At 50.5% G+C, this 15482-nt stretch carries 8 protein-coding genes; 6 read left to right on the top strand and 2 right to left on the bottom strand.

Annotation, left to right across the window (positions count from 1 at the left end; genetic code table 11):
• Positions 1 to 4497, bottom strand: a 4497-nt coding sequence (locus tag AQR02_RS05660; protein ID WP_245237150.1) for a pullulanase, incomplete at its 3' end; no start/stop codon positions are given.
• Positions 4498 to 5167: 670 nt separating this feature from the next.
• On the opposite strand from AQR02_RS05660, the gene AQR02_RS05655 reads away from it, so the two are divergent.
• The 6 genes from AQR02_RS05655 (at position 5168) to AQR02_RS05630 (ending at position 13664) form a co-directional block, all read left to right on the top strand.
• The gene (locus tag AQR02_RS05655) at positions 5168 to 6205 is read left to right on the top strand and encodes a LacI family DNA-binding transcriptional regulator (RefSeq protein ID WP_054939742.1); all 1038 of its coding nucleotides are present in this window, start codon (positions 5168 to 5170) and stop codon (positions 6203 to 6205) included.
• Positions 6206 to 6458: 253 nt separating this feature from the next.
• Positions 6459 to 7121 carry a beta-phosphoglucomutase gene (pgmB, locus tag AQR02_RS05650; protein ID WP_054939741.1) on the top strand — a complete coding sequence of 221 codons (663 nt, stop codon included), beginning with the start codon at positions 6459 to 6461 and terminating at the stop codon, positions 7119 to 7121.
• A gap of 237 nt (positions 7122 to 7358) precedes the next feature.
• Positions 7359 to 9677: a glycoside hydrolase family 65 protein gene (locus tag AQR02_RS05645; protein ID WP_054939740.1), complete on the top strand. Its 2319-nt coding sequence runs from the start codon at positions 7359 to 7361 to the stop codon at positions 9675 to 9677.
• Between the two features lie 300 nt (positions 9678 to 9977).
• Positions 9978 to 11666 (top strand): glycoside hydrolase family 13 protein, encoded by a 1689-nt coding sequence (locus tag AQR02_RS05640; RefSeq protein WP_054939739.1) that lies wholly within the window; start codon positions 9978 to 9980, stop codon positions 11664 to 11666.
• Between the two features lie 115 nt (positions 11667 to 11781).
• Positions 11782 to 12642, top strand: coding sequence for an AraC family transcriptional regulator (locus AQR02_RS05635; protein ID WP_187388760.1), 861 nt, complete (start codon positions 11782 to 11784; stop codon positions 12640 to 12642).
• 176 nt (positions 12643 to 12818) lie between these two features.
• Entirely contained in the window at positions 12819 to 13664 is an 846-nt protein-coding gene (locus AQR02_RS05630; protein WP_054939737.1) for a DegV family protein, read from the top strand.
• A 138-nt stretch (positions 13665 to 13802) separates the two neighbouring features.
• Here AQR02_RS05630 and AQR02_RS05625 read toward each other — a convergent pair whose 3' ends face one another.
• Positions 13803 to 15440, bottom strand: coding sequence for a PAS domain-containing sensor histidine kinase (locus AQR02_RS05625; RefSeq protein ID WP_054939736.1), 1638 nt, complete (start codon positions 15438 to 15440; stop codon positions 13803 to 13805).
• Positions 15441 to 15482: the final 42 nt, after the last annotated feature.

The raw sequence follows: 15482 nt of genomic DNA, 5'->3' as shown, positions 1-15482 counted from the left end.
ATACTCGGTACCGTTTACCTTTACCACTGCCCGCTCAATGTCAGCCTGATTTCCGCTGCGGAACAGCGCATCATCACGGTACATGAAGGTTATTGTTCCGTCCTTCATCACCGGACCGCTTATAAATGGCTTAATGTCCAGCTCCTTCACCTGGCTGGTTACAATAACCTTGGTGAATTGCTCGCCTGCGGTCAGCGGAATAACACGGTCATCCGGATAATCCTGTTTGCCTGTATTCCAGTCTGTGCCTTTGCGGAGTACGAAACCTACACTTGTAGCATTCTGTGCTACTTCAATCAGCACGCTGGCCTTGCCGTCTTTAAAGGTCGTGAAATCAATCTGGTCATTCTTGGCCCCTGTATTCCAGACCCAGATATTCCAGTCGGTATAATCCTTGTCGGGACGGACATAGGTGAATTCAACATAACGCTTGTTGTCTACAGCTTCTTTAACAACTTTAACGGTTACAGCCGCGGAACGCCCGCCGTATGAAATCGTAATCGTTGCCGTTCCAGCTTTTATCCCTGTAACTACACCTTTACTATTAACGGCGGCCACATCCGGTTTATCGGAAACATAGACTGCTGCGTTCGTAATATTACGTTTGCTGCCGTCATCGTATTTGGCATAGACAGCCGACTGATGCGCGGTGCCGATCTGGAGCATGTAATCCGTGCTGTCTGCTTCCACAGAAGTAAAGACTGCTGCCGCTGCATCCATCCGGATAATAACGGCCGTCAAGGGCTGCAGCTGAATAGAAGTAGAGGTCAGCGTAAACCCGCTCTGCTCTGCAGCCGGGATAGCTGTTACGCCAGCTTCATCATCATCAGCAAGTACAGCACCCCCGGTCAAATCCTCAGACAGCGATAGCGTTCTTGCTTCATCATCTCCGTTAACAAAGACATAATAAATGCCTGTGCCATCCGTCGCTTTGTTCTTGTAGCCGATCACCAGATCGCTCGCCTTCATTTCAGGAGCCTGGATCAGAGTGACATTGGAATTCACCATGCTCATGTCGCCCAGCCGGAATGCATCCGTGGACTTTCTAAGCTTAATGAGCCCCGCTGTATAATCTTTAGTCGTGTTTTGAACCGGGAAGTTCACTTCATCCGTTACTTTTGCCCAGTCAAACTTGTTGATTGCATCAGATGAATCATAAGAATCGTGGATAAAATAGCCAAAAGACTTGCCGGCCGCATCCTTCAACTCGGTATATTTCTGCTCAGGTACACCTGTACCCAGCCATTGCTTCGTACGGCCATATTCTTGACCCGCCTGCAGGAAAGCCGTTCCCTGTGAAGTCAGCTCAAGCGTGTTGCCGAGTCTGATCCGCTGCTGAATTTCCAGTTCATTCGCTGGAATAGCCGGGTCCTTCTTAATCGACTGCGCAATAACATCATGCAGCGTCAGATTATCATGAGCTTCGATGTACGGTACAACATCACCCGGATCATCTGCAGGAATATTGGAAGGCTGCGCCTTGATATTGTTCAGGATGGTGGAAATGGAACGGGCACCGCCTGTGATGAATCTCGGCTCCCCTTCCGAACCATAGCCGGATTTCAATTCATTGCGGAATTCATCGGAGAACACGCCGACGCTGTCGGTAGTGTCCATCCATTGTTGGTCGGCACCATGGCCTGCAAGTGAAGGATCGGAAGCCGCACCGCCAAAGGTTACCCAGCCTTCACCAATGAACAAGGCTTTCGGATTGATCGCCACAGCAGCATCATACGCTGCTTGAACGGCTTCCTGAGTGGCATCGCCCATCATATCCCAGCGCATGCCGTCTACTTTGTATTCGCTGAACCAGTATTTGACGGAATCGACCATCAGCTTCTCGGCCATTTTATGATTAGTAGCCAGGTTGTTGCCGAATCCGCCGATAAAGTTGCCGTTTGCATCCTGAAACGCATAATAATTCGGCACGATATCGTTCAGGAATTCCTTCTTGGCCATATGGGTATACACGACATCCAGAATGACACCCATTCCGGCTTCATGTACGGCATCAATGAGACCTTTCAATTCCTTGATCCGCTCTTCAGGATCGGCCGGATTCTGTGAATAGGCTCCATCCGGGGAGAAATAGCTCTGCGGATCATAACCCCAGTTGTACTCGTTGTTTTGGGCCGAATAGTCCGATTCTCTCTGTCCCATCTTCGTTTCATCCCCGTAATACCAAGCCATTACCGGGAGCAGCTGAATGTGGGTGATACCCAAAGATTTAATATAATCAAGCTTCTTGGCAAAAGCGGCATAGGAACCCCAGCGCTCGCCGCCCAGACTACTCTCAATGGAGACATCTGATGTGAAATCCCTGAGATGGACTTCGTAAACGACGGCATCCTCACGTTTCTCGTAGCCTGCAATATCCGCTGCATGGTAGCTGTCTGGATTGGTCCGGCTCAGATCAACGATCGCCGCTTTGCCCACGGTATCTCCATCCGCACCTGCTGCGCCAGTAGTATCAACGGTGAATACGGCCATTGATTTGGCATAAGGATCTAGTACCTGCTTCATGACCCCGTTATTCGTTACCTCATACTGGTAGTAATAGCCGCGGACATCCTGCTCACCGCTTACTCCTGTAATATCGGATGACGTCAGCTCTGCCGACCAGACTCCTTGCTCCCCCTTGGTCAGGCTTACCCGGCCGACAACTTCGGCTGAGTTGGACTTATTGTACACGTTCGCAACAACAGTGCTGGCCATAGGTGCCCATAACTTCAGCGTGGCCGATTTGTCAGCCGCATGATAGGTCGCCCCAAGGTCATCACCTGTGTAATTGTACATCTCATCCAGCATTCTCCAACCGCTGGAAGCGGATACGGTTTTACCGGAATAAGTGACACTCAGCGGTGTCTTCTCCAGATCAAAAGCAGCGGTGTCCACTTCAATTGAAGTAGTGCTCGTGATCTTCACAGCAGACACAGGTACAGCGGCACCTTCTTTGTCCCTCACTGTGATTGCAGTTTTCAGCGCTGCTACATCCAATCCATCGGTTAAGGTAAATCCAAGCAGGATTTTACTGGCGGACAGTACTTCCGCCGATACTAGTCCCACCGGCTGTTCGCCGAACGGAGAGACGTAAACATTATTATCGCCTTCTTTGATCCACAGCTGATTGTAGCGGTCCAGCAGGCTAAAAGCTTTGTTGCCACCGTCTTTATCACCGTTTGAGGGCTTCACGACAAGGAAACCGAGCTTCTTCGCATTGTCTTTCAACGTGATATCGGCATAAGCACCGAAGTGGTCCACATGCTCAGCCGCAAAAGGAACTGCGTCGGACGGCCAGGTGCTTGGCGCTTTTGCCACATCATCCCACAGCCATAATCCGTAGTCGCTCTGCTTACTATCTGCTCTAATATAGTGAATCCGGACCGTATTCGCAGGCAGGGATACCGGCTCATAAGGCGTTACCGTATCAGAGCCTTGTTTGATCCAGATTTCATTGGTTTGAGGAGTATTGATAAGAAAAGTTTTATTTCCTCCGTCTTTAGCTTCATTCGAGCGGTTAACGACGAGGAAGGAGATTTTTTTGGCACCGGTTTTGAGCGGGATATCCACATAGGCACCATAGGAATCGGTCTGTCCTTCGGGAAATGCCGTCGCACCCGATGGCCAGCCCGCCGAACCAGCCGCTACATCATCCCACAACCACAGGCCCTGGTCGGTATAATCACCTGCGGTACGGCTGTAGTGAATCCGGATACTGCCTTCAGCTATCGGCTTCACGGTTCCCGGGTTTACCGGAGCAGTGAATGTAGCATCCACCCCGTGATCCAGTGCATTATACTGGAAGGTTACCGGCAGATCCGCAGGCAGGCTCAGGGTCAGATCCGCGTCAGGGTACGATTTGTCATCTGCCGGAGTGGCTCCAGGAACCAAAATCTTGTATGAATACTCGCCTTTGGGCAGATTAACTCTATTCTCGTACACATTGTCAAAATTAGTGTCTGCAAGCACTGTCTGGGCATCAGCCGCCGAATTATCACTGGTATCCCCCAGCTCTGTCTGCAGAGAGCCAACCAGCCTTGGCAGCTTATCCTGCGCTAGCGGTGTGTAATACGTGGAATCTGCGATTTTCTTAGTAATGTCGTTGTAATAAAAGGTTACGGTTGTCTCGGCAGCAAGTGTAAGCACAATATTGCCGCCATTGTCTTTCCCGCCGGGATTGGTATAGCTGCTGAAGCCATAGCTCTCATCCCAGGTGCCGTTAAGCGCAACCTTGTACTCATAGGTTCCAGCAGGCAATAAGCCAGTAAACTTATAAGTGCCGTTGTCTGTATACGTCATTTCCGTTACAGTGGCTGCCGGATTCCAGTCATCCGTAGGATTCGCCTCTGTAGACAATTCCGACTGAAGTGTGCCGACCAGAAATGCCTTGGTTGCAGCAGCCTGTACTTTTGATGCCGGAAAAGAAAAATAGGAGCACACTAGAACAATAATCATACTGACGGCAAAAGCTTTTTTACTCCATAAAGCTAATTTCATTCCTTTAAGCCCCCCTAATGATGTTTTCCTTCAGTTGTGCGGGTAGTGCATTCATGTTAAATTTACCGCCACTTCCGGTCGCCCGGCTGCTTAGACCTGAATAAGCCCACACCCTCCTTCTCAAAATCGCTGAATGGCTCATTGAAACCAGTGAACATTAGCGCAAACGTTTGCAATAAAAGGGTTACTGACCTAAAGCAGACAAACCTTTGTGCGTACAGCAAAAATCGCCCGAAATAAACACATGTAAGCGCTTCTAAGTTCTGTTAACCATATTATTCCGTAAATTAAAGCGTTGTCAACAGCCATTTTTATTAAATGCATGGAAATGCGGTATAGTTATCGCTGAAAATATTTTTATTACGTTGCACAAAGTTGCACAGAAAAAGACTCATATAGCTGTTATTGAAATGATTTTTTCAGCAAAAACCGTTTGCACACTTTATTACGGCTCATTTCCCTTCTCTGCTTTGGCTTTGCTCCTGTTTGACCGGTTTTCTCCGGTCCTGCCGATTTCTCTGTAGAAACATGCAATAATGGGCCGCTTTTCCTTGCAATTCTTCCAAAATCGCCTGGAAACAGCCTGAAGCGGGACTTTCTCTATTTACAATTAACAGCACTTCGATTAATATTACTTTGTAAAGCAAACGGTTCCATGAAGGAGGTTTCTATGACAGTTACCATTAAGGATGTGGCTAAGAAAGCGGGAGTTTCTCCCTCCACGGTATCCCGGGTGTTGTCAGGCCATCCCAGAATCAGCCTAGAAACTTCCCGTAAAGTTAAAGTAATCATGGAGGAAATGGGCTACACTCCGAATATGATGGCTAAGAGCCTGGTTTCGAAAACAACCAACAGCATTTGTATTATCTTGCCGAAGCCTGCTGAAGAGCTTTTCTCCAATCTGTTCTTTATGGAATTGATCCGCGGGATTGTTACCCAGTCCAGCAGATCTGGCTATGATGTGCTGATTAGTTCCGGAGCAAACGAGAAGGAAGAGCTGGAGGCTGTCTCCCGCCTGCTCAAAGGGCGCCGGGTAGACGGCGTTATTCTGCTGTACTCACGTAAAGATGATGCGGTTATTGATTTTCTCGAATCCGGCGGTTATCCCTTTGTCCTTGTTGGACGAAGCGACCGCTATGAGGATATATTATCCGTGGATAACGATAATGTCATGGCAGCCTTTGATGCTACGAACCATCTGATTTCTATGGGACATGAGCGCATCGGCTTTGTCAGCGGGCCGCCTAATCTCATCGTTTCACGCGACCGTCTTGAAGGATACCGCAAAGCTATGCTGAGCAGCGGTCTGGAGATGCGGACGGAATGGATTGTGGAGGGCGAATTTCTGCAGGATAGCGGCTACCGGGCCATGTCATTCTTTATGAATCTTCCGAACCGCCCGACAGCGCTTGTTGCCGTCGATGATATGGTCTCTTTCGGAGTACTGCGCGGTCTGAACGAACTGAAATACAAGGTACCCGAGGATCTGGCGATTGTCAGCTTTAACAACATCCCGCTCTCGGAATTGTCCAGCCCGCCGATCAGCAGTATTGACATCGGTATTTATCATCTTGGTTATACGGCCTCCCAGGTGCTAATCCAAAGCATCCAGAAGCCGGATAATGATGCCGGATATACAAACCGTTTCGTCATTCCCCACCGTTTGATCGTTAGAGAATCTTCTATGTATGCTCCAGGGAAGAAATGACTAAGATTCAAGAATAAATGAAGCAGTCCCTTGCTTCATTTATTTTTTCGAATGTTGTACAAACGTTTGCGCTAAACCTGCAGCGTTAAAACAGCCTTCATCCATAAGTACTTAGCTGCACGCTTTCGGAGTGAGTTTTGTACGAAGCCATTCAAGAAGCTATGCTCACAAAACTTAGGCTTATGCTTCCGAAGCGAGTTTTGTACGAAGCCATTCAGGAAGTTAAGCTCACAAAACTTTTAGGAGGTTCAACATGTCAGCAATTAAAGCTTGTCTGTTTGATTTGGACGGCGTGCTCGTCGACACCGCCAAATATCATTTTATCGCCTGGAGAGAGCTTGCCGAAGAACTCGGATTTGTGTTCACCGAGCAGGACAATGAGCGCCTTAAGGGCGTCAGCCGGACCGCTTCGCTGAATATCCTGCTGGAAATTGGCGGACTTGAGTTGGACGAAGCGGAAAAAGCACGGCTTGCCGAGCAAAAAAACAACCGCTATGTGGAATACATCGCCAAAATGGACAGCTCCGAGATTCTGCCGGGCGCATTATCTTTCCTCAAGGAATGCCGTGAAGCAGGCATCAAGGTTGCCCTCGGGTCAGCCAGCAAAAATGCGATGACGATCCTGAACAACACCGGCCTGACTCCCTACTTCGATGCAATCATCGACGGTACGCATACCAGCGCAGCGAAACCTGATCCTGAGGTGTTCCTGCTGGGTGCCCAGGCGGTGTCTGTACCGGCAGAGCAATGCGTCGTCTTCGAAGATGCAGAAGCAGGAATCCTTGCTGCTACACGTGCGGGCATGAGCAGCGTAGGCATTGGTTCACCCGAAACGCTGTCTGAAGCGAACTTCGTCGTGCCTTCCCTCGCCCAGATCAGCGTCGCTAAGCTGCAGGAATTATTCGCAGCTGTTTGATGAATAGTAACAACTAACTATGAGTTGTTTGTTCATGCACTACTCTCTTTATAAAATGAATTAAAAATACACTATTAGCATTATGGTGAAGAAGCCGCGGAGCGGAATTTTGGAACTGTAGGAGCGGCCGGAAGTCCAAACATTCTGCGCAGTGGCGACGCCATCACCAGAATTCTAATACAAAAAATTTAGTTCATATTATATCCTCATCCCTCATTTAAAAGGAGCCAAAAAACAATGAAACAATATTTGAAAATTGATGAATGGTCCATCATTGAAGAGTCTTTCGATCCGCAGACCCAGGAAATCTCCGAGAGCGTGTTCAGCATCGGGAACGGCTATATGGGCGGCAGAGCGAACTTTGAAGAGCAGTACAGCGGGCATAGCCTGCAGGGCAGTTATATGGCGGGTGTATACTATCCGGACAAAACACGGGTCGGCTGGTGGAAAAACGGCTATCCGGAGTATTTTGCCAAAGTGCTTAACAGCACCAACTGGATCGGCATTAATATTGACCTGGACGGTACTCCGCTCGATCTGGCTGCCTGCACAGTGAGCCAGTTCCGCCGTGTGCTTAATATGAAGGAAGGCACGCTCTCCCGCAGCTTCACAGCCACACTTGAAGACGGCAAAGAGGTTCAGGTGGAGAGCATCCGCATCGTCAGCATGGCCCGCCACGAGATCGGCGCCATCCGCTACTCCATTATTCCGGTGAATTTTGCCGGACAGCTTACGATTACTCCTTACCTCGACGGCGACATTAAGAACAAGGACTCCAACTATGATGAGAAGTTCTGGAACGAAGTGGAGAAGAAAAGCGAAGCGGAAGGCGGATACCTGACCCTCAAAACGAAAAAGCTCGATTTCCACGTGACTTCGGCATTTGCATTCGACATTCTCGTCAATGGTGAAAAGCTTACAACAACGCCTGAAGCAATTGAACAGGAGAAATACGTAGCTAGTAAAGTAAGTCTTGCGGTACAGGCCGGTGATCAGGTGGTTATCTATAAATATGCCGCCAACGTGACCTCCCGTAATTACGGACTCGGCCAGCTTGTAGACGCGGCCCATACCTCGCTGAACAGCGCCCGGGAAGCCGGATTTGTGACGCTTTTGACTGAACAGGCTGCAGCATGGGGCGACAAATGGAAGGAAAGCGACATTATTATTGAAGGGGATGTGTCCGCACAGCAGGCGATCCGCTTTAACATTTTCCAGCTTAATCAGACCTACACCGGCGAAGATGACCGGCTGAATATCGGGCCTAAGGGCTTCACGGGTGAAAAATACGGCGGCAGTACTTACTGGGATACCGAAGCGTATTGTGTGCCATTCTATTTAAGTACTGCGGATTCCACCATTGCCCGCAATCTGCTGATCTACCGCTATAAGCATCTGGAAAAAGCCAAAGAAAACGCCCGCAAGCTCGGCTTCAAAAAAGGTGCGCTTTATCCGATGGTCACAATGAACGGCGAGGAATGCCACAACGAGTGGGAGATTACCTTCGAGGAAATTCACCGCAACGGTGCCATTGCCTATGCTATCTACAACTATGTAAACTACACCGGCGACAAGGCTTACCTGGGCCAATACGGCCTTGAGGTACTGGTGGAGATCTCCCGCTTCTGGGAGGAACGTGTACACTATGTGCCGCGCAAGGATCAGTATGTGATGCTAGGCGTAACCGGTCCGAACGAATACGAGAACAATGTCAATAACAACTGGTACACGAACCGGATCGCTGCCTGGACCATGGAATATACACTGGAAGCGCTGGCGTACCTGCAGGAAAATGAAAGCTCCCGCTATGCAGAGCTGGCCGACAAACTGGAGCTTGCAGACAGCGAAACGGCCCAGTGGAATGAAATTATCAGCAAAATGTATTATCCGTCCGATGAAGAGCTCGGTATCTTCCTGCAGCAGGACGGTTTCCTCGACAAGGAAATCATTCAGGTAAAGGACGTTCTGCCGGAGAACCTGCCGCTTAACCAAAAATGGTCCTGGGACCGCATCCTGCGTTCCTGCTTCATTAAACAGGCCGATGTGCTTCAGGGATTGTATTTCCTTGGCGACCGTTATGATCTGGACACCAAAAAGCGGAATTTCGACTTCTACGAGCCGATTACCGTTCATGAGTCCTCCCTCTCCCCTTGCATCCACGCCATTCTGGCTTGTGAGCTGGGCTACAAGGAAAAGGCTTACGAAATGTACCTGCGCACTTCGAGACTGGATCTCGACAACTACAATAATGATACGGAAGACGGCTGCCACACCACCAGCATGGCAGGAACGTGGATGTCGATTGTACACGGCTTCGGCGGATTGCGCGTTCAAGCAGACCGCCTGATCCTGAAACCATCCAATCCGGGACACTGGACCTCGTATTCGTTCAAAATCATGTTCCGCGGCTCACGGCTGAAGGTTATCGTTACTGATCTACAGGTTACGGTTGTCAATGAAACCGATGTTCCGGCGGCACTTACGATTCACGGCAAGGAGTATACTGTGAACGGGCTAAGCAGCGTTACTGCTGAGGGCACCCCGGTAACGGCATAATTCTTAATGCCCCGGAGGCTTCTGCGCTTTCGGGGCTTTTTATGTAAGCTGAACCGGAAAATCTGCTCAATAGGCTTACGCCGTAACTGCGGGGAATGCTCGGACTTCCGGTCACTGTTGTTCACTGATTTCTTGATTTGAACCGATAGGCGGTTGAAATCTGTGAACAAAGGCGAACGCTATCGCTCCTACAGTTCCAAGCTTCCCCTCCGTTACTGCTGCCCATTCTAGTAAAATTTCAAAGTTCAGCTTAGATTATTTGTGTGGGTATAACCAACCAAACTCAAAGGAGTCGTTGAAATGAACAGAGCCTTTTGGAAAGAAGCCGTAGTCTACCAGATCTACCCCCGGAGCTTCCAGGACAGCAACGGAGACGGAATCGGAGATCTGCAGGGGATTATCTCCCGGCTGGATTACCTGCAGAAGCTAGGCGTCGATGTGGTATGGCTCTCGCCGGTCTACAAGTCGCCGAATGACGACAACGGGTACGACATCAGTGATTACGAGGATATTATGGATGAATTCGGCACCTTACACGACTGGGAGGAGCTGCTGGCCGGTTTGCATGAACGCGGCATCAAGCTGATGATGGACCTTGTCATTAACCACTCCTCCGATGAGCATGCCTGGTTCGCGGAATCCCGTTCCTCCAAGGACAATCCCTACCGCGATTACTATATTTGGCGTCCGGGCGGTCCAAATGGCGAGCTGCCGAACAACTGGAGCTCGATCTTCAGCGGACCGGCCTGGGAGCTGGATGAGGCTACCGGTGAATACTATCTCCATCTGTTCTCTCGCAAGCAGCCTGACCTCAATTGGGAGAATCCGCAGCTGCGCGAAGCGCTGCATAAGATGATCGCTTTCTGGCTCGACAAAGGAGTAGACGGGCTGCGCATGGACGTAATCAATATGATCTCCAAAGTAGAAGGCCTGCCTTCGGCTTATCACGAAGGACTGGCTCCCGGCGAACTGGCCGGCGGCGGTGAATATTATATGAACGGCCCGCGGGTCCATGAATTTTTACAGGAAATGAACCGTGAAGTGCTGTCTAAATACGATGTCATGACGGTTGGTGAAACGCCCGGAGCCAGTGTGGAAGATGCTATTCTGTATACAGACGAAGACCGTCACGAGCTGCAGATGGTGTTCCAGTTCGAGCATATGGACGTCGATTCCGGCCCCGGCGGCAAATGGAATGTCATTCCCTGGACCCTGAAGGGGCTGCGCGACATTCTGCACAAATGGCAGGTGGGCCTTGCCGACAAGGGCTGGAACAGCCTATATCTGAACAACCATGACCAGCCCCGGATGGTCTCGCGGTTCGGCAATGACGGGGAATACCGGGTCATCTCTGCTAAAATGCTTGCCACTCTGCTGCACACGCTGAAGGGTACGCCGTACATTTACCAGGGTGAAGAAATCGGGATGACGAACGTCAAATTCCCGCTGCTGGAAGATTACAAAGATATCGAAATACTGAACATGTACCGGGAAAAGGTCACCGAAGGCGGCGCAGATCATGATGCAGTTCTGCAATCGATCCACATCAAAGGCCGAGACAATGCGCGTACGCCAATGCAGTGGGATGCCACAGACAATGCCGGCTTTACCGAAGGTACACCTTGGCTGAAGGTTAATCCGCGCTACACAGAGATCAATGTTGAACAGGCGCTGGCCGATTCGGATTCAGTCTTTTATTACTATCAGAAGCTGATCGCCCTGCGCAAAAAGCATCTCATTATGGCTTACGGCGATTACGAGCTGCTGCTGCCTGAGCATGAGGATATCTATGCCTACACCCGTACGCTGGAGGATGAACAATGGCTGGTATTGCTGAATTTCAGCGAGACCGCGCAGACGGTTGAGCTTCCTGCTAAGCTGGCCGCCGTAAAAGAAACCATTATCGGCAATTATCCTGACGAACCGGCAGCCGGAGAACGGGGAACACTGCGCCCTTATGAAGCCAGAGTCTACCGTTTAGGGAACTGACAGCCTGTCCTCTAATCGGTTATACTGTGGAAACGAACCTGTCATTATTGAGCACAGAATAACAGGACTGGTCACTCATGGCATGATAGGATGAAGTCAAAGGGAGATGGCACACTTGGAATGGCTGATCCGAATGAAGGAAGCCCTGGATTATATGGAGAGGAAAATGACAGAGACGCTGCGCATCGAGGATATCGCGAAGATTGCTCATGTGTCTCCATTCCATTTCCAGCGCATGTTCAGCATGCTGACCGGCTTTACGTTGGCAGATTATATCCGCAGGCGCAGGTTGACCCTGGCCGCCCAGGAGCTGGCCAGCTCAAAGATCAGAGTGCTGGATGTGGCGCTGAAATACGGATATGATTCTCCGGAGTCGTTCGCCAAGGCGTTCCGCAAGGCACACGGATTGTCTCCTTCTGCCGCACGCGAACCCGGGGTGCAGCTAAAGGCGTTCCCCCGCCTCTCTTTCCATCTATCATTGAAGGGAGATCAGGAAATGGACTACAAGATCGTCGAGAAACCTGCTTTTACCGTTATCGGCAAATCAATGGAGGTTACCTGCCGGGACGGGGAGAATCATCGCAGAATCCCGGAGTTCTGGAATGAATGTAACGAGGACGGTACTTCGGACCAACTGATTGAACTCGCTGCGGACAAAAATTGGCTTGGAATCTGTATGAGCATGGACATGGAGAAGGAGCTGCTGTCTTACTGGATCGGTGTGGAAGCAGATGCAGGCACTGACCCGCAGGGCTTTGAAACTGCCGTTGTTCCAGCGGCTAACTGGGCGGTATTCACTTCAACAGGCCCGATGCCGCATGCCATCCAGAACGTCTGGGAGCGGATTTTTCAGGAATGGTTCCCGGGCACTGGTTATGAGCATGCTAGCGGGCCGGAGTTCGAGCTCTATCCTCCCGGCGATCCGCAAGCTGACGATTATGTATGCGAAGTGTGGATTCCTGTCGTTAAGAAATAAGCAGCATGCCTTCACGGCAATGCAGTATACGGTCAAAGACTATCCGCTCCGGGTAGTCTTTTTTCTATCAGATCCTAATTTTTTATTTTGAGATTCGGCATAGGCTTGGTATAATAAACAGATTATATGGCTCACATATGCATATTGTCATCCGAGATTCGGTGAAGGAGAAACTCATGTCTATCGTAAAAATCTTTTCTGACAGCACTTCCGATTTGCCGCAAGGCTGGAAGGAAACGTATGATATCGGCATCATTCCGCTGTATGTAGTGTTTCAGGACGGTACCTACAAGGATGGTGTGGACATTACACCAGAGGAAGTCTACCAAAGGGTCGCTGCGGACGGGGCTTTGCCGAAAACAGCTGCACCATCACCTGCCGATTTCATAGCGGCCTTCGAGCCGGTCATCGCCAGCGGCGGAGATGCTGTATACGTCGGCCTATCCTCTGCATTATCCTCTACATATCAGAATGCCTTGCTGGCTGCAGGTGAATTCCCGGAAGGGCGTGTACGGGTCGTCGATTCCGAGACGTTATGCGGAGGCATTGCCCTGCTCGTCATGAAGGCTGCCCGGGCGGCAGCCAAAGGCCGCAGCAGCGCGGAAATCGCCGCCATGCTGGAGCAGTGCCGCAGCCGGGTAGAGACAGAATTCGTTGTGGATACGCTGGACTACTTATATATGGGCGGCCGCTGCTCGGGGATGCAGAATTTTATCGGCAGCCTGCTGAAGATCCGGCCGGTACTGCGGCTGATTGACGGCGCCATCGTACCGGTGAGCAGGATCCGCGGCAAGAAGGAAAAGGCCGTGGAACAAATGCTGCAGCATGCGCTATTGAATGCTAAATCGATGGATAAAGAGCTGTTGATTGTAGCCCATACTTTGGCTGAAGAAGATGCCAAGTTCTTGGAGACGGCGCTGCGGGAGCAGACCGATGTAGAAGAAATTGCTGTCATCCATGCCGGATGTGTTATCGGCAGCCATTGTGGCCCGGCTACTGTAGGACTCATGTATATGCATTAGTGTGTTATTACTTTCTTAGGTCTGCCCAAACGAGCAGGCTGCGGGATCTTCCGCAGCCTGCTCGTTTTTATCTGTACCTGTTACCCTCCGCACATCAAAAAAGCTGTCCCGGCAGCAGCATGGACAGCCTTTCGGCTCTTAATATGATGTTGTCTCCACTTCCATCGCTTCCTTCACGAAGGGCAGCATAAAGCGGAAGATGGAACCCCGACCCTCTTCACTCTCCACAAAGATGGTTCCGCCCATCAGCTCCACAAGCTGCTTACAGATGGCGAGGCCCAGACCCGTTCCCCCATATTTGCGGTTAATAAACGGATGCAGCTGCGAAAAGGACTGAAACAGCAGGTTCAGCTTGCTGTCGGCAATGCCTACACCCGTATCACGAACCGAAAACTCCAGCAGATATTCCTGAGAACCCGGCAACGGAATATTCTTCACCGACAAGGTTACACTCCCCCGCTCGGTGAATTTCAGGGCATTTCCGACCAGATTTACAATGATCTGCCGCAGCCGGTTGGGATCGGTGGTCACTGCTTCAGGGACACTGGTATCCGCCCACCAGCGCAGGGCCAGCTTCTTCTCCTCTGCCTTGGGCGTAAACAGGTCAATAACATTCTCCAGCATTTCGCGCAGATCGAAGGTCTCAGACTGCAGCGGCATCTTTCCTGCTTCCATCTTGCTGAAATCGAGAATATCGTTCAGGATTTGCAGCAGACTGTAGCTGCTGCTCCGCAGAATTTCCGCATAGCTGCGCTGCTCCTCCTCAAGCTCTGTCTCCAGCAGCAGATCAGCCATTCCGATCATCCCGTTCATCGGAGTCCGGATTTCATGGCTCATCATCGCCAGGAAATCTGATTTGGCCTGGGCTGCCTGCTCTGCCGATTCCTTCGCCTGAAGAATCTCCCGCTCATTCGTAATATCACTGAAGGAAACCACTACCCCGCAGATGTTACCGTTGTCCAGCAGCGGTGCAATCCGGTAATTCACGAAAAAACTCGTGCCGTCCTTACGCCAGAAAATCCCATCGTTCTTCATGCGGGTAATCCCGTCTTCCAGCGTATTCCTGAGCGGACTTTCTATCAGAGAGTTAGGGGAAACGCTGCTGCGGATATGCTGAATCTGATCCATTAGATGAACTCCGGCCAGCTCCGAGGCGTCATAGCCCAGCATATCCGCACCTTCACGGTTAATAAAAATGGTACGCCCCTCTGTATCGAGACCGAATATCCCAGCCGATACGGAATTCAGAATCAGGCTCATACGCTTATCTTCTGCCATTTCAAGCATTAGCTCCGGCAGTTTCGGATTTCCTGATTCAAGCCCGGTCTGCTCTTCCCTCCCGGTTTCACGTCCGGCTGCCGCCAACTCACTGAGCCAGTCCAGCAGCACTTCGGGGAGCTGAGCGGAACGGTCATGATGAATAATTGCGAATACACCAGCGATGCCTTCCGCAGATTTCAACGGAACATAGGAAATAGTGCAGGGAACGGATTCACCTTGGATAGGTTCGTCCACAAGTTCAAATCTGGAGGTCATCCCTTCGAGGGCTGCTGCAAAATGCGCTTCACCGGGGAGCATCTGGGGGAACTCTTCCCCATTTGAACGGATACGCGCCAGTCCGCCAGCGTCTGCAGCACTCAAAGCACGGTTACTGTCAACGTATTTTCCCTGCCTGTCGAGCACAATAATCAAATCAGGATGATGATCATATAACGCTTTATAAGCACTTTCCTCAGAAAGCACCCTGCCCAAAATGGCAGCCCAGTCTTTTTGCATAGCCCAACTCCTTCACTGCTCTAAACCTGCTATTGTTATTCC

Origin of the sequence: Paenibacillus ihuae, assembly GCF_001368795.1 — a bacterium.
GTDB classification, from domain to species: domain Bacteria; phylum Bacillota; class Bacilli; order Paenibacillales; family Paenibacillaceae; genus Paenibacillus_AQ; species Paenibacillus_AQ ihuae.
The sequence above is the reverse complement of the archived record's forward strand: the minus strand, read 5'-3'. Positions and strand labels throughout refer to the sequence as shown.